Source organism: Micrococcus sp. KRD012, assembly GCF_017168555.1.
In the GTDB taxonomy this organism is placed as follows: domain Bacteria; phylum Actinomycetota; class Actinomycetes; order Actinomycetales; family Micrococcaceae; genus Micrococcus; species Micrococcus luteus.
Genome location: NZ_JABFBB010000008.1, coordinates 5392 through 22045, shown reverse-complemented (window position 1 = coordinate 22045; position 16654 = coordinate 5392). Strand labels below are relative to the sequence as shown.

18 protein-coding genes and 1 riboswitch are annotated in these 16654 nt (G+C 74.6%); of the genes, 8 read left to right on the top strand and 10 right to left on the bottom strand.

Annotation, left to right across the window (positions count from 1 at the left end):
- A partial coding sequence (locus J1M37_RS05310) for an ABC transporter ATP-binding protein (RefSeq protein WP_206452254.1) occupies nt 1-1140 on the top strand: 1140 nt, incomplete at its 5' end.
- Nucleotides 1141-1158: 18 nt separating this feature from the next.
- Here the strand turns inward: J1M37_RS05310 and J1M37_RS05305 are convergent.
- From J1M37_RS05305 to J1M37_RS05295, 3 genes are all read right to left on the bottom strand, one after another.
- Nucleotides 1159-2565: a deoxyguanosinetriphosphate triphosphohydrolase gene (locus tag J1M37_RS05305; RefSeq protein WP_206452253.1), complete on the bottom strand. Its 1407-nt coding sequence runs from the start codon at nt 2563-2565 to the stop codon at nt 1159-1161.
- On the bottom strand, nt 2558-3868 hold the full coding sequence (gene dusB / locus J1M37_RS05300; protein WP_241250877.1) for a tRNA dihydrouridine synthase DusB: 1311 nt from the start codon (nt 3866-3868) through the stop codon (nt 2558-2560). Before dusB ends, J1M37_RS05305 begins: the two co-directional genes overlap by 8 nt.
- A 119-nt stretch (nt 3869-3987) precedes the next feature.
- Nucleotides 3988-4404, bottom strand: a complete 417-nt coding sequence (locus J1M37_RS05295) for an ankyrin repeat domain-containing protein (protein WP_206452252.1) — start codon at nt 4402-4404, stop codon at nt 3988-3990.
- Between the two features lie 139 nt (nt 4405-4543).
- Here J1M37_RS05295 and J1M37_RS05290 point away from each other — a divergent pair, with 139 nt between their 5' ends.
- Genes J1M37_RS05290 through J1M37_RS11465 form a run of 4 tightly spaced genes read left to right on the top strand, consistent with a single transcriptional unit; the run spans nt 4544 to nt 6908 of the window.
- On the top strand, nt 4544-5566 hold the full coding sequence (locus tag J1M37_RS05290) for an LLM class flavin-dependent oxidoreductase (protein ID WP_206452251.1): 1023 nt from the start codon (nt 4544-4546) through the stop codon (nt 5564-5566).
- On the top strand, nt 5563-6030 hold the full coding sequence (locus tag J1M37_RS11475) for a hypothetical protein (RefSeq protein ID WP_236557944.1): 468 nt from the start codon (nt 5563-5565) through the stop codon (nt 6028-6030). Before J1M37_RS05290 ends, J1M37_RS11475 begins: the two co-directional genes overlap by 4 nt.
- Before the next feature lie 18 nt (nt 6031-6048).
- Entirely contained in the window at nt 6049-6381 is a 333-nt protein-coding gene (locus tag J1M37_RS11470) for a hypothetical protein (RefSeq protein WP_241250876.1), read from the top strand.
- Nucleotides 6354-6908 (top strand): hypothetical protein, encoded by a 555-nt coding sequence (locus tag J1M37_RS11465; protein WP_206450900.1) that lies wholly within the window; start codon nt 6354-6356, stop codon nt 6906-6908. Before J1M37_RS11470 ends, J1M37_RS11465 begins: the two co-directional genes overlap by 28 nt.
- A gap of 7 nt (nt 6909-6915) precedes the next feature.
- On the opposite strand, the gene J1M37_RS05280 is transcribed toward J1M37_RS11465, so the two are convergent.
- The 3 genes from J1M37_RS05280 to J1M37_RS05270 are packed head-to-tail and all read right to left on the bottom strand — an operon-like array spanning nt 6916 to nt 10063.
- Nucleotides 6916-7551 carry a cation transporter gene (locus J1M37_RS05280; RefSeq protein WP_206452250.1) on the bottom strand — a complete coding sequence of 212 codons (636 nt, stop codon included), beginning with the start codon at nt 7549-7551 and terminating at the stop codon, nt 6916-6918.
- On the bottom strand, nt 7548-8684 hold the full coding sequence (locus tag J1M37_RS05275; RefSeq protein WP_044659690.1) for a GNAT family N-acetyltransferase: 1137 nt from the start codon (nt 8682-8684) through the stop codon (nt 7548-7550). Before J1M37_RS05275 ends, J1M37_RS05280 begins: the two co-directional genes overlap by 4 nt.
- On the bottom strand, nt 8681-10063 hold the full coding sequence (locus tag J1M37_RS05270; RefSeq protein ID WP_044659691.1) for a glycine--tRNA ligase: 1383 nt from the start codon (nt 10061-10063) through the stop codon (nt 8681-8683). The genes J1M37_RS05275 and J1M37_RS05270 overlap by 4 nt, the downstream gene beginning before the upstream one ends.
- Nucleotides 10064-10204: 141 nt before the next feature.
- Between J1M37_RS05270 and J1M37_RS05265 the strand changes: the two genes are divergently transcribed.
- Nucleotides 10205-10447: an RNA-binding S4 domain-containing protein gene (locus J1M37_RS05265; RefSeq protein ID WP_036317588.1), complete on the top strand. Its 243-nt coding sequence runs from the start codon at nt 10205-10207 to the stop codon at nt 10445-10447.
- Between the two features lie 52 nt (nt 10448-10499).
- Here J1M37_RS05265 and J1M37_RS05260 read toward each other — a convergent pair whose 3' ends face one another.
- A complete protein-coding gene (locus tag J1M37_RS05260) occupies nt 10500-11192 on the bottom strand; it encodes an alpha/beta hydrolase (RefSeq protein ID WP_036340883.1) in 693 nt (230 codons plus the stop codon).
- 80 nt (nt 11193-11272) lie between these two features.
- On the opposite strand from J1M37_RS05260, the gene J1M37_RS05255 reads away from it, so the two are divergent.
- Complete coding sequence (locus J1M37_RS05255; protein ID WP_041103533.1) at nt 11273-12166, top strand: SGNH/GDSL hydrolase family protein; 894 nt, start codon at nt 11273-11275, stop codon at nt 12164-12166.
- Between the two features lie 75 nt (nt 12167-12241).
- Here the strand turns inward: J1M37_RS05255 and metX are convergent, their stop codons facing one another.
- Nucleotides 12242-13372, bottom strand: a complete 1131-nt coding sequence (gene metX / locus J1M37_RS05250) for a homoserine O-acetyltransferase MetX (protein ID WP_036317585.1) — start codon at nt 13370-13372, stop codon at nt 12242-12244.
- A complete protein-coding gene (locus J1M37_RS05245) occupies nt 13369-14736 on the bottom strand; it encodes a bifunctional o-acetylhomoserine/o-acetylserine sulfhydrylase (protein WP_206452249.1) in 1368 nt (455 codons plus the stop codon). Before J1M37_RS05245 ends, metX begins: the two co-directional genes overlap by 4 nt.
- Before the next feature lie 130 nt (nt 14737-14866).
- Nucleotides 14867-14982, bottom strand: a riboswitch (SAM riboswitch).
- A gap of 163 nt (nt 14983-15145) precedes the next feature.
- Between J1M37_RS05245 and J1M37_RS05240 the strand changes: the two genes are divergently transcribed.
- On the top strand, nt 15146-15799 hold the full coding sequence (locus tag J1M37_RS05240; RefSeq protein WP_043280097.1) for a VOC family protein: 654 nt from the start codon (nt 15146-15148) through the stop codon (nt 15797-15799).
- An 18-nt stretch (nt 15800-15817) separates the two neighbouring features.
- Here J1M37_RS05240 and J1M37_RS05235 read toward each other — a convergent pair.
- Nucleotides 15818-16654: CPBP family intramembrane glutamic endopeptidase (locus tag J1M37_RS05235; protein ID WP_241250875.1), on the bottom strand; the 837-nt coding region annotated here is incomplete at its 5' end.

The window sequence follows — 16654 nt, the reverse complement described above, 5'->3', positions numbered from 1 at the left end:
GCCTCGACCCGCGCGTCCCGCCCGGCCGGTCCCCGGCCCGGCGTCGGCCACGCCGTGTCCGTGGCCGACCTCGGCGCCTCCTACGGGGAGGGGCCCGTCCTGGAGGGCGTGCAGTTCGACCTGGAGCCGGGCGAGCTGCTCGCCGTGCTCGGCCCCTCCGGCTGCGGGAAGACCACGCTGCTGCGCTGCCTGGCCGGCTTCGAGCGCATCGAGTCCGGCCGCATCAGCCTTGCCGGCTCCGTGGTGGCCCTGCCCCGCGTGCACGTGCCCGCCCACCGCCGGCACGTGGCCGTGGTGCCCCAGGACGGCGCCCTGTTCCCGCACCTGAGCGTGGCGGAGAACGTGGGCTTCGGGCTGCGCCGCCGCCGGCCCGGGCGGATGGCCCGCATCCAGGAGTGCCTCGAGCTCGTGGACCTCGCCGGCCACGGCGAGCGCATGCCGCACGAGCTCTCCGGCGGCCAGCAGCAGCGCGTGGCCCTGGCCCGGGCGATGGCCCCGCGCCCGCCGCTGATCCTGCTGGACGAGCCCTTCGGCGCCCTCGACGCCTCCCTGCGCAGCGGCCTGCGCCGGGACGTGCGCCAGGCGCTGAAGGAGGACGGCGCCACGGCCGTGCTCGTCACCCACGACCAGTCCGAGGCCCTGTCCATGGCCGACCGCGCGGCCGTGATGCGGGCCGGGCGCCTGCGCCAGCTGGGCACGCCGGACGAGGTGTACGCGCACCCGGCCGACGCCTGGGTCGCCGCGTTCGTCGGGGAGGCCTCCCTGCTGCCGCTGCTGGACGTGACCGGGCCGGAGCGCGACGGCGGCCGGCGGATCGGGCGCACCGCCCTCGGCCCGGTGCCCCTGCACGGGGCGCGTGCGGCCACGGCTGTGCCCGGGGACCTCGTGGTGGTCCGCCCCGAGCACGTGCGCGGCACCCTAGACCCGACCGTTGACGTGGACGGGGTCGAGGCCGCGCGCGTCTGGACGCCCGCCACCGTGGTGGACGTGGACTACCGCGGCCACGACTCGGTGGCCACGGTCCAGCTGGCCGACGGCACCCGGGCCCAGGCCCGCGTGGAGGGGGCGCTGCCCCCGCTCGACGCCGCCTGCGGGGTCCGGCTCGCGGGCCCGTGCGCCGTCGTCGCCCCGGGCGAGTGACCGGCCCGGGGCGGCCCCTCAGATCCAGACGCGCCGGAACTCCGCGCCCTGCACCAGCGTGTGATGCCACTCGACGGCGGTCGAATCGGTGAGCGAGGCGATCTGGTCGATCACCACGCGCCGCCGGGCGGCGTCGTCGGGGGCCTGCGCCCAGTCGAACGCGAACATCGGCTCGAGGTACCGGTCCTCCGTCGCGTCCAGCAGCGCCACGAGCTCCGCGAGCACCTCGCGCTGCCGCGCGTAGAGCGGCTGACGCTGCTCGGCGGTCATCACGTAGGCCGCCGCGATGCCCTTCATCACGGCGATCTCGGTCTCCGTCTCCTCGGGCACCACGACGTCGGCCCCGTGGCGGGTGAGCGGCTCGTTGCCGAACACCTGGCGCGTGGCGTCGAAGGCGGCGCTGCAGAACCGGCCGATCAGCTGGCTCGTCATGTCCTTCATCGCCGCGAGCGCCCGCCGGGAGCCGTCCATCTCGGAGACCCACACGTCGGTGGCCTCGAGGCGGGCCAGGGCCGCGTCGACCTCGGCCGGGTCCGTGTGCGGCAGGTACCACTGGCGGGTGGTCTCCACGACGCGCTGCCGATGCTCCGGGATCGCGAGCCACTTGAGCTGGAACGCGGCGTTGACCACGCCGTCCTCGACGTCGTGCACGGAGTAGGAGATGTCGTCCGCGAGGTCCATGACCTGGGCCTCCATGGACGTGCGCGTGCCGGGCACCCCGGCGCGGAACCAGCGGAACACGGGCAGGTCGTCCTCGTAGACGCCGAACTTGCGCGAGCGCGTGCCGTCGGGGCGCAGCGGGGCGTCCTCACGGGTCCACGGGTACTTGCATGCGGCGTCGAGGGCGGCGCGCGTGAGGTTCAGGCCCGCGGAGGAGCCGTCCGCGAAGAGCTTCTTCTGCTCGAGGCGGGCCAGCAGGCGCAGGGTCTGGGCGTTGCCCTCGAAGCCGCCGACGTCCTCGCTGAGCGCGTCGAGCGCCTTCTCCCCGTTGTGCCCGAAGGGCGGGTGGCCGAGGTCGTGGGACAGGCAGGCGGTGTCCACGAGGTCGGGGTCGCAGCCCAGCGACCGGCCGAGCTCACGCCCCACCTGCGCCACCTCGAGCGAGTGCGTCAGGCGGGTGCGGGCGAAGTCGTCCGCGTCCGGGGCGACCACCTGGGTCTTGGCCCCCAGCCGGCGCAGGCCCGCGGAGTGCAGCACGCGGGCACGGTCCCGCTCGAAGTCCGAACGGTAGGAGGACTTGGGCGGCTCGGGCAGCCACCGCTCCCGGTCCCACGGCGTGTAGCCGGGGGTCTGCACGGCGCGGCCAGCATAGGGCGGGCGCCCCTCCGGGCCGAACAGCACCGGCTGGTGGGCGGCGCCGGTCCAGGGCGACGACGGCGCAGCGGGCGTTCCGGCGGCGGGCTCCGGCGTCGTGGGCTCAGCCACCGGAGACGTCCAGCTCGGCGGCCGCGATCATGGCCTGCTGCTCGGCATTGAGCTCGCGGGAGTCGAGCCAGCCGTCCGGCAGGTGCGGGCGCTTGGGGGCGCCGGCCCGGCCGCGCGGGCCCTCGGCGGCCTCGCCCGGGTAGGGCTGGTCCCGGTCCACGCGGGCGAGGATCTCGCGCATCGTGGCCAGGTCCGGGACGGTCGCCAGGGCGGTGCGGATCTCCGAGCCCACGGGGTAGCCCTTGAAGTACCAGGCCACGTGCTTGCGGATGTCCCGCAGGGCCTTCGTCTCGTCGCCGCCGAAGGTGTCCACGAGCAGCTCGGCGTGGCGGTACAGCGTGTCCGCGACCATGCCCAGGGTCGGGCGAAACCGGTCCTGGCGGCCCTCGAACGCGGCCTGCAGATCCCCGAACAGCCAGGGCCTTCCCTGGCAGCCGCGGCCGATCACGACGCCGTCCACGCCCGTGCGCTCGACCATCGCGATGGCGTCCTCCGCGGACCAGATGTCGCCGTTGCCGAGCACGGGGATGTCCGGCAGGGCCTCGCGCAGCCGGGCGATGTCGTCCCACACGGCGGTGCCCGAGTAGAACTGGCGGGTGGTGCGGCCGTGGAGGGCGACGGCGGCGACGCCGAGGTCGCGGGCCGTGCGGCCGGCGTCGAGGAAGGTCAGGTGGTCCTCGTCGATGCCGCGGCGCATCTTCACGGTCACCGGGATGTCCTTCTTGGCCGCCTCGGTGACGGCCGCCTTGACGATGGAGGCGAACAGCTCCGACTTCCACGGCAGGGCGGAGCCGCCGCCGCGGCGGGTCACCTTGGGCACGGGGCAGCCGAAGTTCATGTCGATGTGGTCGCAGCGGTCCTCCTCGACCAGCATCCGCACGGCGGCACCCGTGGTGACCGGGTCCACGGAGTAGAGCTGCACGGAGCGGGGCACCTCGTCCGGGTCGTGCTGGATGATCCGCATCGACTCGGGCTTGCGCTCCACGAGGGCGCGTGCCGTGACCATCTCGTTGACGTAGAGGCCGCCGCCGTACTCGCGGCACAGGCGGCGGAACGCCGTGTTGGTGATGCCGGCCATCGGGGCCAGCACCACGGGGACGTCGATGGTCAGCGGCCCCAGCCGCAGCGGGGGCAGGGCCAGGCGGTCCGTCGTCGGGGCGGGGTGGCGGGCCTCGTGGAGCTGATCGTCGTCGGCGATGCGTCGACCCGCGCCGGCGGACTTGGCGTAGTGCGCGGCGTGGATGTCGGCGACGTCGTCGGCGTCGGTCACCGCCGCGGCGGGGAGGGTGTGGGAAGAAGTCATGTCGGATCCCATTCTTCCATTCCGCCCGGCACCCGCGTCACCGTGCCCCACGACCCGGCCCGCTGGGAGGCGATCGCCGAGGCGCCCCGCCGGGACGGGCAGACCGTCCTCCCGGCGGGTCAGGCCTCCGACGACGGCGCCGCGTCCTCGCCGTCGAGCACCGCCAGCAGGTCAGCACCGGCGAACATCTGGGCGGTCTGACGCGCCGAGGGGGTGCCCGCGTCCGGGTCCGCCCCGGCCGCGAGCAGATGCCGCATCGAGGCGACGTCCCGCTTGAACGTGGCGCAGGTCAGGGGGCGCTGGCCGCGGTCGTTGGCGTGCTCGACCTCCGCGCCGGCCTCGATGAGCATCGCCACCGTGTCCGGGTGCTCGTGGTAGGCGGCGAGGGTGAGGAAGGAGTCGCCCGCGTGGTTGCGCAGGCGCGTGCTCACCCCGGCGTCCAGGTATGCCTTCAGCTGGGCCGTGTCCCCGTCCCGCGCCATGTCGAAGAGCCGGTTCGCCAGCTCGATGTCCTTCTCGCTCCACTGCTCACTCATGCCCGCCAGTATGGCGGACGCCGCGGCGATCGACCGCTCCGCAGCGACATCTCCGCGGGTCTGCCCGCAGGTGATGTCGCCGGCCGGCGGTCAGACGAGCACCGGGAACAGCCCCGCCCGCCCCGCGGTTGCACCCGGCATGACCCGCAAGCACCTCGGCTTCCTCAACTTCGGCCACTGGATCCACCGGCCCGGCACCGAACCGGACGCGCGGCAGGCCCTGGACGACGTCGTCGCCATGGCCGTGGCCGCCGAGGACGCCGGGCTCGACGGCGCCTGGCTGCGCGTCCACCACTTCCAGCGGATGTTCTCCTCGCCGTTCCCGATCCTCGCCGCGATGGCCGCCCGCACCGAGCGGATCAGCCTCGGCACCGGCGTGATCGACCTGCGGTATGAGAACCCCCTGTACATGGCCGAGGCCGCGGCCACCACGGACCTCATCTCCGGCGGCCGGCTCGAGCTCGGCGTCTCCCGCGGCTCACCCGAGGCCGCCCTCGACGGCCAGGCGCAGTTCGGCTACGCCCTCGACGAGGGGCAGACCTGGGCCGACGTGACCCGAGAGCGCGGACGCCGGTTCCTCTCGGCCGTGCGCGGCGAGGGCATCGCGACGCCGGACCTCACCTCCGGCTGGGCGCACAGCTCGCAGCCGCTGCGGATCGAGCCGCACTCCCCCGGGCTCGCGGACCGCATCTGGTGGGGGTCCGGCTCCGTGGGCTCGGTGGCCGGCGCCGCCGCGGACGGCTACAACATGCTCTCCTCCACCCTGCTCCTGCAGGACGACGGCCGCCCCTTCCACGTCCAGCAGGCCGACCAGATCGCGCGCTACCGGGAGGCCTTCGCCGCGGCCGGCCACGCCGGTCCGGGCCGCACGGCGGTCACGCGCTCCGCGTTCGTCATCCAGGACCGGGAGGACGAGCTGTACTTCGGCCGGGAGCGGGCCTCGCGCGACTCCTCCGGCATGCTCGAGGGCGGCGCCGCCCGCTCCGGCCCGACCTATGCCGGGTCCGCCGAGGAGGTCGCGGAGAAGCTCGCCGCCGACGACGCCGTCGCCGCCGCCGACTGGGTCCTGTTCGCCAACCCCAACCAGCTCGGGGTCGAGTACAACGCGAAGATCTTCGCCGGCTGGGCGGAGGTCTGGCGCCTGCTCGGCTGGGATGCATGAGCGAGGCCCCGCCGCACCTCCCGACCGCCGACGACGGCGTCGCCCGAGCCCGTCGCGCGCGCTGGGCCGTCACCGCCGCCTTCGCGACGAACGGCGCCCTGCTCGGCGCGCTCATCCCGCACTACCCGGAGGCCAAGGCCGCGTTCGGCCTGGACCCGGCCGCGTTCGGCCTGCTCGTCATCGCGCTCGCCGTGGGCGGCACGCTCGCCGGGCCCCTGCCCGCCCCGATCCTGCGCCGGTTCGGCGCCCGCCGCGTCATGCTCGCCGGCAGCGTGGCCATCGCCCTGCTCACGACGGCGGCCGGTCTCGTCCTCGACATCGCCGGGGCGGGCGCGGGGGCCGGGCACGGTGCGGGCACGGCCGCGGCCTGGCTGCTGTGGGTCTTCGCGGGCCTCGTCGTGGCCTCGGGCGTGCTCGACGCCGTCGTGGACACCGCCCAGAACGCGCAGGGCCTGCAGGTGTAGACCCGGCTGGCCCGGCCCGTGCTCACGACCATGCACGCCGGCTGGAGCCTCGGAGCGGCCGCTGGTGCCGGGCTCGGTGCGGCGGTCATCACCGTGGGCGGCCCCGCGGCCCTGCACCTGGGGCTCAACGGCGCCGTGTGCGTCGCGGTACTGCTGGGGGTCCGGCGCCTGTTCCTGGCGGAGGCTCCCGTGGACTCGGCGTCCGCCCGCGGCGCCGCGGATCAGTCACCCGCACCGTCGGAGACGTCCACGCCGAACCCGGCCATCGCGATCACCACGGCGGGGACGAGCACGGCCACGGCGCCCTCCCCCGCCGCGCCGCCGTGGCCGTGCTCGTCCCCGCCGTGGTGATCGCGATGGCCGGGTTCGGCGTGGAGGAGTTCGGCAACGCGTGGGCCACCCTGTTCCTGATCACGGAGCGCGGCCTGGATCCGGCCGCGGCGGTGCTCGGCGCGTCGACGCTGCTGGGCGCGCAGTTCGTCGGACGCCTCGCGGGCGACCGAACCCTCACCGCCCTGGGACGCCGCGGGGCGCTGACGGCGGGGCTGGGCGCCGTCGTCGTGGGGCTGGGGCTGGCCCTGGCGCCGCTGCCCGAGCCGGTGGCCGTGCCTGCCGCGTTCGCGGGGCTGGCCCTGGCGGGGCTCGGCTGCGCCGTGGTGGTGCCCGTGGCCTATGCGCTCGGCGACGAGGCGCCCGGGCTCCGGCCGCAGACCGGGCTGGCGGTGACGAGCTGGTGCATGCGGCTGGCCGGGGTTGGGCTCAGCCCGGCGGTCGGGGCGCTGGCCGGCGCCGTCGGTCTTGCACCGGCGCTGACGGTGTTCCTGGGCCTGGCCGCCGTCGGGGCGGTGCTCGCCGCCCGGCTGCCCGCCGCCCCGTAGGAACCGCTCAGTCGTCGTCGACCTCGCCGGCGAGGGCCTGGGCCGCCAGGTGCTCCTCGGTCGCGGCCTCCCAGATCTCCTTGGCGGCGGAGCCGTTGAGCAGCACCAGCAGCACGCCCACGATGATGTCCGCCCAGCCCGACGCCGTCAGCACCGTGATCCCGGACAGGGCGATCAGCACGGCACCGGCCACGAGGTCGTTGCGCGCCGCGAGCCACGCCGCCCGGGTGAGGGAGCCGCCGTCGGTGCGGACGCGGGCCAGCAGGGCCACGCACACGAGGTTCACGAGGATCGAGCCGACGGCCGCCCCCAGCAGCACGCCCGCGGCGGGCGGCTCGGGGTCGCCGACCTTCGTGGCCGCCATGACGAGCGCCGCCACGGCCGGGAGCACGATGATCCCGGCCATGACCTTGCCGATGACCGCCTGCCGGGCCGCCGTCCACCCCAGCGCCACGAAGATCAGCAGGTTGACGGCGAAGTCCTCGAAGAAGTCGACGGAGTCCGCCACGAGGGCCACCGAGCCGATCCCCACCGCCAGGATGATCTCGACCACCAGGTAGGCGCCGTTGAGCAGGGCCACCGCCAGGACGGTGCCCCGCAGGGTGCGGGTGCGCCGGCGGTCCGCTACGGCCGCCCGGTTCACGCGCCCGGCGCGTCGTCCACGAACACGTACGTGTCCACCAGCGTCCGCGCCGCGTTGCCGCCGATGAGCCCGTCCACGATCCGCTCCAGCGGGGCCATCGCCTCGTCCACCTCGATCTGCACGGGGTACTGGGCCACGAGCAGGGCGAGCAGGTCGGCCACGGCCTGCAGCGCGTCCTCCTCCCCCAGCTCCGGATCCCAGCCCACGAGCACGTCGGCCGGCGCGTCCTGGCGCTCCGGGGTGTAGGACACCGCGAACGCGCGGATGCGCCCGCCCTCGGCCTTCGGCGCGTCGCGGAGCACGACGGCGCCCGCGGCCCCGGTGGCCGGGCCCAGCAGCAGCTGCTGGGCGGCCCCGACGCTCAGGGTCGACGGGTCCCACGCGTGCACGGCGTCATAGAACGCGGCGACCGCCTGCGTCAGCTCGACGGAGCCGGTCGAGGCCTCCTCGAGGACCACGCCGTCCGGGTGCTCCTCCCCGCGCACATCCGGCAGGCCGATGGCCCCCGGGGCGATCGCGACGCGGCGGGAGCGCTGCACGGGGGTGAAGCCCTGGGCCACGAGGAACGCCTCGGTGCCGGCGGCCAGTGCGGCGGTCTGGGACCGCACGGCGTCCGTGTCCACGGGCGGGCGGCCCGTCGCACCGTCGGCCTCGGTCTGCGGGTCGGCGCAGGCCACGCCGGGCACCAGGGCGTCCTTGGCGAATCGGGCCTTCAGCGCGGTCGTCGGGATGGCGCCGGCGGCGTGCGCCTCCGCGGCGAGCCCGCGCAGGGCCGCCACGAGCGCCCGGCCGATGCCCCGGCGCCGCTCGGCGGCCGCGGTCTCGACGTACAGCCACAGCCGCCGCGGGTGCACGGACGAGGCGTAGACGACGCCGGCCGCCACCGGCACGCCGGCGTCCTCGGCCACGAGCGCGCGGCGCCAGGGCCGTTCCGCGTCCTCGGCGAGCATCGCCCGGTCCTGGTGCTGCTGCGCGTTGGCCGGGTCGCCCCACACCTCGAGCAGGGCCAGGTCGTCCCCGGGCCGCCAGGGACGCAGCACGATCTCCCCGTCGGCGACCGCGGCGGAGTCGAACAGCGCGCCGCCGTCGTCATGCCCCGCGGCCCCGGCCGCTCCCGTCACGTCCCCGCTCACTTGACCAGGCGCTCCAGCAGGTAGGACTTCACCTGGGACAGCGCCACGCGCTCCTGGGCCATGGTGTCCCGCTCGCGGATGGTCACGGCCTGGTCCTCGAGGGTGTCGAAGTCCACGGTGATGCAGAACGGGGTGCCGATCTCGTCCTGGCGGCGGTAGCGACGGCCGATCGCGCCGGAGTCGTCCGTCTCGATGTTCCACAGGCCGCGCAGCTCCGCGGCGAGGGACTGGGTGGCCGGCTGCAGCTCGGGCTTCTTGGACAGCGGGAGCACGGCGGCCTTGACCGGGGCCAGGCGCGGGTCCAGCTTGAGCACGGTGCGCACGTCCACCCCGCCCTTGGCGTTCGGGGCCTCGTCCTCGGCATAGGCGTCCACGAGGAACGCCATCATGGCGCGGGTCAGGCCGAAGGACGGCTCGATCACGTACGGGGTGTAGTGCTCGTTGTTGGCCTGGTCGAAGTACTGCATCTTGGTGCCCGAGTGCTCGGTGTGCCGGCCCAGGTCGTAGTCGGTGCGGTTCGCGATGCCCATCAGCTCGCCCCAGCCGTCGCCGCCGGTGAAGCCGAAGTCGTACTCGAGGTCGATCGTGGCGTCCGAGTAGTGCGCCCGCTCGTCCGCGGGGACGTCGAACTTGCGCAGGTGCGCGGGGTCGATGCCGAGGTCGATGAACCAGTCCCAGCAGTCCTCGACCCAGCGGTCGAAGTGCTGGCCCGCCTCGGCCGGCGGCACGAAGTACTCGATCTCCATCTGCTCGAACTCACGGGTGCGGAAGATGAAGTTGCCCGGGGTGATCTCGTTGCGGAACGCCTTGCCGATCTGGCCGATGCCGAACGGCGGCTTCTTCCGGGCCGCGCCCAGCACGTTGAGGAAGTTCACGAAGATGCCCTGCGCCGTCTCCGGGCGCATGTAGTGCAGGCCCTCCTCGTTGTCCACGGGGCCGAGGTAGGTCTTGACCAGGCCCGAGAACAGCTGCGGCTCGGTCCAGGCGCCCTGGGTGCCGCAGTCCGGGCACACGATCTCGGCCATGCCCTCGGCCGGCCGGCCCTTCTTGGCCTCGAACGCCTCGAGCAGGTGGTCCTGGCGGTGGCGCCTGTGGCACTGGGTGCACTCCACGAGCGGGTCGGTGAAGGTCTCGACGTGGCCGGAGGCCTCCCACACCGCGCGCGGCAGGATGATGGAGGAGTCCAGGCCCACCATGTCCTCGCGGGAGCGCACGAAGGTCTTCCACCATTCCGCCTTGATGTTCTCCTTCAGCTCCACACCCAGGGGCCCGTAGTCCCACGCGGAGCGCGAACCGCCGTAGATCTCACCGGCCTGGAACACGAAGCCTCGGCGCTTGGCGAGGTTGATGACGTTGTCCAGCGGGGACTTGGCAGCCATGGGGGCATCACTTCCGTACTCATCGGCGGGGCGGGAGGGGATCACGACGACGACGGCGCCCGGCCGCCTTCGAGGCGGCGGGCCCGTTCCGGCGCGGCGCGCCGGTCGATCCCGTCCAGCCTACCGGCCATGATGGACACCATGACCGAGACGAACGCACCCGACGCCCAGCCCCTGCCCATCCGTGACGAGTCCATCCGCCTCGGCCAGGCGCTCAAGCTCGCCTCCCTCGTGGAGGACGGGGCCATGGCCCGCGACGTCGTCACCGACGGGCTCGTCACCGTCAACGGCGCGGTGGAGACGCGCCGCGGCGCCCAGCTGCACGACGGGGACGTCGTCGAGTTCGCCGGCGAGGCGTTCGTCGTCCAGGCCGGGCAGGCCTGAGCCGACGCCCCGTCGGGCGGCCGCGGCGCCGTCGTCGAGCGTGTCCGGTGCGTCAGCCGCGGGGCGGCACCATGTGGGCGAGGTACTCCTTCACGTGGCCCAGCTCCTGCTCGTTGATCGCGTGGCCGAGCCCGGCGTAGACGATCTTCATGAGGTCCACGTGGGCGTTCAGCCAGGCATGGGTCTCCTCGACCCGGGGCTCGGAGATGATCGGGTCCTCCTGGCCGCGGCCCCAGAAGACCTTCGGTCGGACGCGGGCGACGTCGTCGTCGCGGGTGAACAGCTCGCGCAGCCGCGGCTCGGTGAGCTCCGGGTCCACCACGAAGCCGGACAGCGCCACGGTGCACGCGTAGGCCTCCGGGTCCAGGCGCAGCAGCGACGTGGCCATCGCCATGCCCTGCGAGAAGCCGAGCAGGGAGACGGTGCGGAAGTCCCCGCGCACCGCCTGCACCCAGGCGTGCAGGGCCTCGACGGCCTCGCGGACCGGCTCGGCGGTGGAGCCCAGCTCGCCCGTGACGGGGTCCTGGGAGAGCGGGAACCAGGCGTGGGAGCCCGGCTGCAGGGGCAGGGGCGCGCGGACGGCGGCCACCGTGACGTGCTCGGGCAGGTGCGGGACGAGGCCGAACAGGTCGTCCTCGTTCGCGCCGTAGCCGTGCAGGACGATCAGCAGGTCCTCGGTGCGCTCGCCCTCGGGGCGGGACCAGCGGACGACGGGCTCGACGGCGGGGGTGGGGTTCGCGTTCACGTCCGCCAGCCTAGCGAGCGGCACGGTCGGCCCCTCCCGGAGGTTGACCCCTCCCGCGCGACGTGGGCAGAATCCTACCCGTGGGTAACCCATCCTCCTCCCAGCCTCCGCACGCCTCCGACGCGACCCCGGTCGACGACCCCGCCGCCCATCCGTGGCGCCGCTACGTCGCCATCGGGGACTCGTTCTCCGAGGGCATCGGCGACCCGGACCCGGACCGTCCCGGCTACCACCGCGGCTGGGCCGACCGCCTGGCCGAGGAGCTCTCCCGCCTGACGCCGCCCGGCGAGGACCTGGCCTACGCCAACCTGGCGGTCCGCGGGAAGCTGCTGGACCAGATCGCCGAGGACCAGGTGGAGCCGGCGCTCGCCCTGCGGCCGGACCTCATCAGCGTCTGCGCGGGCGGCAACGACATCCTGCGCGGCGCGGACCCGGACGAGATCGCGGTCCGGTTGGACGCCGTCGTCGAGCGTCTGGCCTCCGACGGCGCCACCGTGCTGCTGTTCAACGCGACCGACGTGAAGGGCACGCCCGTCATCGGCCGCATCCGCGGCACCGTGGCGATCTACAACGAGAACGTGCGCACCATCGCGCTGCGGCACGACGCGCTGGTGCCGGACATGTGGTCGCTCAAGGACCTCGCCCGGCGGGAGATGTGGGCCGAGGACCGCCTGCACTTCTCTGCGCTCGGCCACCACACGATCGCCGCGATGGTGCTGGACACCCTCGGCGTGGAGCACGGCCTCGAGCACCTGCGCCTCTCCCCGCCGGCGCCGCGCACGTGGCGCGCGGCCCGCGCGTCGGACGCCGCATGGGTGCGCACGCACCTGGCGCCGTGGGTGGTCCGCCGCCTCCGCGGCGTCTCCTCCGGCGACGGCGTCACGGCCAAGCGCCCCGTCCCCGAGCCGCTCTTCGGCGCGCCGATGCCGCAGGGCTCGGACCACACCGAGCCGCTGGACATCGTCGAGCCCTGAGCCCGGCCGGCGGGGACCGGTGGCCGTTTCCCGAACGACAGTGCCGCGACACGCCGCCGTTTCCCGAACGAAAGTTCAGAGGGCGAGGGTGCGCTTCAGCGTGTCGGCCACCTGGCCGTATTCGGTGAGGAACCCGTCGTGGCCGATGGGCGAGGCGATCGTGTGCACCGGCGGCCGCGCGGGCAGCGCCGCCGCGAGCGCCTCGGACTCGGCCGGCAGGTAGAGCCGGTCCGAGTCGACGGCGGCCACGAACGCCCGGCCCCGGTAGTCCGCGAGCGCCGCCGCCACGCCGCCGCGCCCGCGCCCGACGTCGTGGCCCATGAGGGCCTCGGTGACCACGAGGTAGGAGTTCGCGTCGAACCGGTCGGCGAGCTTGGCCGCCTGGTGGTCCAGGTAGGACTCCACGGCATAGCGCCCGCGCCCGCCGGGCACCCCGACGACGGCGCCGAACGGGTCCTCGACGCCCTGCGGTTCCCGGCCGAACCGCTGGCCGAGCTCGCCGGCCGTGCGGTAGGTGGTGTGGGCGATGCGCCGGGCGATGCCCAGGCCGGCCACGGGGCCGGGGCCGGGGTAGTAGTCGCCGCCCTGGAAGTCCGGGTCGAGGCGGATGGCCGCGGTCTGCGCCTGCCCCCACGCGATCTGGTCGGCGGAGGAGGCCGCGGTGGCGGCCAGCACGCCCACCCCGGCGACGCGCGCGGGGTGGGTCGCGGCCCACTCGAGGGCGCGGGCCCCGCCCATCGATCCGCCGATCACGGCACGCCAGGCGCCGATCCCGAGGTGGTCGGCCAGGCGCCGCTCGGCCTCGACCGCGTCCCGCAGCGTGAGGAACGGGAACCGGGAGCCCCAGGGCCGCCCGTCGGGGGCCGGCGTCGAGGGCCCGGTGGAGCCGTGGCAGCCGCCGATCATGGCGGGGGCGACCACGAACCACCGGTCCGTGTCCACGGCGCGGCCCGGGCCGACGAGGGCGTCCCACCAGCCCGGCGTCGGGTCCTCCTCGTGCGCGGCCACGTGCGCGTCGCCGGTGAGGGCGTGCAGCACGAGCACGGCGTTGGAGCCGTCGGCGGCGAGGGTGCCCCAGGTCTCGTAGGTCAGCTCGACGTCGGGCAGCAGCCCGCCGGTCTCGGTGCGCAGCTCGCCGACCCGCAGACGGTGGCGGCCGCCGCGGGGCAGCGCGGTGCGCGACGGACGCGTGGCAACGGCGGTCATGCCCGCTCCCCCGCGTCGTCGTCGCCGCGGCGAGCGGCGGCCGCGAAGCCGCGCTCGAGGTCGGCGAGGATGTCCTCGATGTCCTCCACGCCGAGCGAGAGCCGCACCAGGCCGGGGGTGACGCCGGCGGCGCGCTGCTCGTCGTCGGTGAGCTGGGAGTGGGTGGTCGAGGCCGGGTGCACCACGAGCGAGCGGACGTCGCCGATGTTGGCCACGTGGTGGTGCAGGGTGAGCCCGTCCACGAACGCGGCCCCGGCCTCGCGGCCGCCCGCGATCTCGAAGGAGACGAACGCGCCCGCGCCCTTCGGCAGGTAGCGCTGGGCGCGCTCGTGCCACGGGCTGGACTCCAGGCCGGCGTAGACCACGTGCTCGACGTCGTCGCGGCCCTCGAGCCAGCGCGCGACGGCGGCCGCGTTGGCCACCTGCCGCTCCATGCGCAGGGACAGGGTCTCCAGGCCGAGGTTCACCAGGAACGCGTTGAACGGGGAGATGGCCGAGCCGTAGTCGCGCAGCAGTTGCACGCGCGCCTTGAGGATGAAGGCCAGGTTGGCGCCGAGCGGCGAGCCCACCCCGAGGTCCCGCGCGTAGACGAGGCCGTGGTACGACTCGTCCGGCTCGTTGAAGCCGGGGTACCGCTCGGCGTGCTGCGCGTAGTCGAACGTGCCGGCGTCGACGATCACGCCCGCGATGGCCGCGGCGTGCCCGCCGAGGTACTTCGTGGCGGAGTGGGTGACGACGTCGGCGCCGTGCTCGATGGGCCGCAGCAGGTACGGGGTGGCCAGCGTGTTGTCCACGATCAGCGGCACGCCGGCCTCGTGGGCTGCGTCGGCGACGGCGCGCACGTCCAGGACGTCCCCGCGCGGGTTGCCGAGGGTCTCGCCGAAGAACGCCTTGGTGTTCGGCCGGACGGCGGCGCGCCAGGACTCGAGGTCGTCCGGGTCGGTCACGAACGTCGTCTCGACGCCGACCTTGGCGAGGGTGTGCTTGAACAGGTTCTGCGTGCCGCCGTAGAGGCTGGCCGAGGCGACCACGTGGTCGCCGGCGCCGGCGAGGTTGAGGATCGCGAGCGTCGTCGCCGCCTGACCGGAGGCCAGCAGCAGCGCGCCCACACCGCCCTCGAGCGCGGCGATCTTCTCCTCCACCGGGCCCTGCGTCGGGTTGCCGATGCGGGTGTAGAGCGGGTCGAGGTCCTTGAGCGCGAACCGGTCCGCGGCCACCTGGGCGGACGGGAAGTCGTACGAGGTGGTCTGGAAGATCGGCAGGGCGGTCGCACCGAAGGCGTGCTGGCCGACGGCGACGCCCGCGTGGACCTGCGCGGTGGAGAAGCCCCAGGCGTCGGGGGTCGGGGTGGGCTGGTCGGTCATGGCAGACCCTCCTGAGGGGTTCAGGGGCCGGACCCGGCCGCCCCGCCCGCCGGCCGACGTGCCGCTCCGGGGACCGACGTCGTCGAGGTGCCGGAGATGACCCGGCGCCGTCGAGAGGGGCCGTGGGATCGGCCCGCGCTTGCCGGCGTCCGTTGTGGGGCCGGCCTGGTCGTCACCCGGGGCACCCCACCGCGGAAGGAGGGTTGCCGGTCAGCATGCCGGGGCCTGTTGCTGACTCTCGTGACCGTGCCTCCGAGTGTAGCCCGCCGCCCCGCCACGATTTCGTCACGCGTGTCACACGCGGATACGCTCTCCGCACGGGGGCGCTCGACCCGTCAAGGGCTCGACGCCCCCCGACTCGCACCAGGTCAATCCCCGGGGCAGCCCGGGAACGGAGAGGAACAGCGCAGTGCACACCTGTCGCATGGACCACGTGTCCTACGCCGCCGGCCCCGAGGGCCTGGACGCCACGGTCGCCCGCATCGCCGAGACGCTGGGCATCGAGCGGATCAAGGGCGGTGTCCACCCACGTTTCGGCACCCAGAACGCGCTCTTCCCCATGACGGAGGGGCAGTATCTGGAGGTCGTCGAGGCCCTGGACCACCCGGCCTCCCTCAGCGCACCGTTCGGCCAGCTCGTGCGCGCCCGCACCGAGCAGGGCGGCGGCTGGATGAGCTGGGCCGTGGCCACCCCGGACATCGGCCGGTTCGAGCGCCGCCTCGGCCGCGAGGCCGTCCCCGGCAACCGTCGCTTCCCGGACGGCCGCGAGCTGTCCTGGCGGCAGATCGGCATCAAGGGCACCCTCGCGGACCCGCAGCTGCCGTACATCCTGCGCTGGGCCGACGGTCAGGAGGACATGCACCCCTCGCAGGCGGCCGAGCCGCAGGCCACCATCGAGCACCTGAACATCGCCGGCTCCCCCGAGCGCCTCGCCGAGTGGCTGGGCGGCGAGGACGAGGACGGCCAGGTCCAGGACGTGAACATCGAGTACGTCGCGCCCTCCGGCACCCCGGGCATCGTCTCGGTCACCTTCCGCACCCCGAAGGGTGAGATCACGCTCTGAGCGCGGACGCGGGGCCGCTCAGCCGAGCAGCCCCGCCCGCGCCAGCAGCGGGTAGCCGACGAACCCGACGGCGTCCAGCAGCGCGTGCGCGATGACCAGCGGCATCACCCGGCGCACCCGCAGGAACACGAGCGCGAACACCGCGCCCATCAGGGCGTTGCCCACGCCCGGCCCGATCCCCTGGTACAGGTGGTACGCCCCGCGCAGCAGCGCGAGGGCGAGCATCACGACGGCCGCGCGGGGCGGCAGGTACAGCCCCTCGGCGCTCACCCACGACGACGGCACGGCCGGCGCCGGATCGCGCGCCAGGCCCGCGGCGCGCAGCCGCTGCAGATACCCGAGCCGGTCGACGAGCCAGGCGCCCACGATGACCTCCTCCAGCAGTCCGTGCCGCAGCGCGGAGAGCAGCAGGACCGGCACCTGGTACCAGCTCTCCCCGAGCGCCGAGCCGACGATCGCCGTCGTGATCCCCAGGGCCCGGCCGGCGGCGTAGACGCCGAGCGTGCCCAGCCCGATGGCCGCGAACAGGCCCAGGCCCCAGGCCAGGTCGCGGCCGGGGCGGCGCAGGTCGAGGCCGAGCACCCGGAACGGGTTCCGGCCGCGCAGGTGCATCAGGTGCAGCACGAGGGCCACCGGCACGAGCGCGAACCCGATGCCGAGCAGCTGGTAGGTCAGGTCGAAGGCCCAGCGGTCGGCCAGGGCCGGGTTGAGGACGGTGGTCTGCTCGCCGAGCGGGGCCTGGGTGGCCTTGTCGATGAGCTGGACGATCGCGTAGACCGCCGACTTCCCCAGGGAGAGGCCGAGGACGATCGCGATCTCCCACCGCACCGTGCGCGCCGAGGGGGCGGGCAGCGC

Coding starts and splice junctions, on each gene's coding strand:
- dusB (WP_241250877.1), bottom strand. CDS start 3,868: ATGACTTCTTCCCACACCCTCCCCGCCGCGGCGGTGACCGACGCCGAC.
- J1M37_RS05295 (WP_206452252.1), bottom strand. CDS start 4,404: ATGAGTGAGCAGTGGAGCGAGAAGGACATCGAGCTGGCGAACCGGCTC.
- J1M37_RS05290 (WP_206452251.1), top strand. CDS start 4,544: ATGACCCGCAAGCACCTCGGCTTCCTCAACTTCGGCCACTGGATCCAC.
- J1M37_RS11475 (WP_236557944.1), top strand. CDS start 5,563: ATGAGCGAGGCCCCGCCGCACCTCCCGACCGCCGACGACGGCGTCGCC.
- J1M37_RS05270 (WP_044659691.1), bottom strand. CDS start 10,063: ATGGCTGCCAAGTCCCCGCTGGACAACGTCATCAACCTCGCCAAGCGC.
- J1M37_RS05265 (WP_036317588.1), top strand. CDS start 10,205: ATGACCGAGACGAACGCACCCGACGCCCAGCCCCTGCCCATCCGTGAC.
- metX (WP_036317585.1), bottom strand. CDS start 13,372: ATGACCGCCGTTGCCACGCGTCCGTCGCGCACCGCGCTGCCCCGCGGC.
- J1M37_RS05245 (WP_206452249.1), bottom strand. CDS start 14,736: ATGACCGACCAGCCCACCCCGACCCCCGACGCCTGGGGCTTCTCCACC.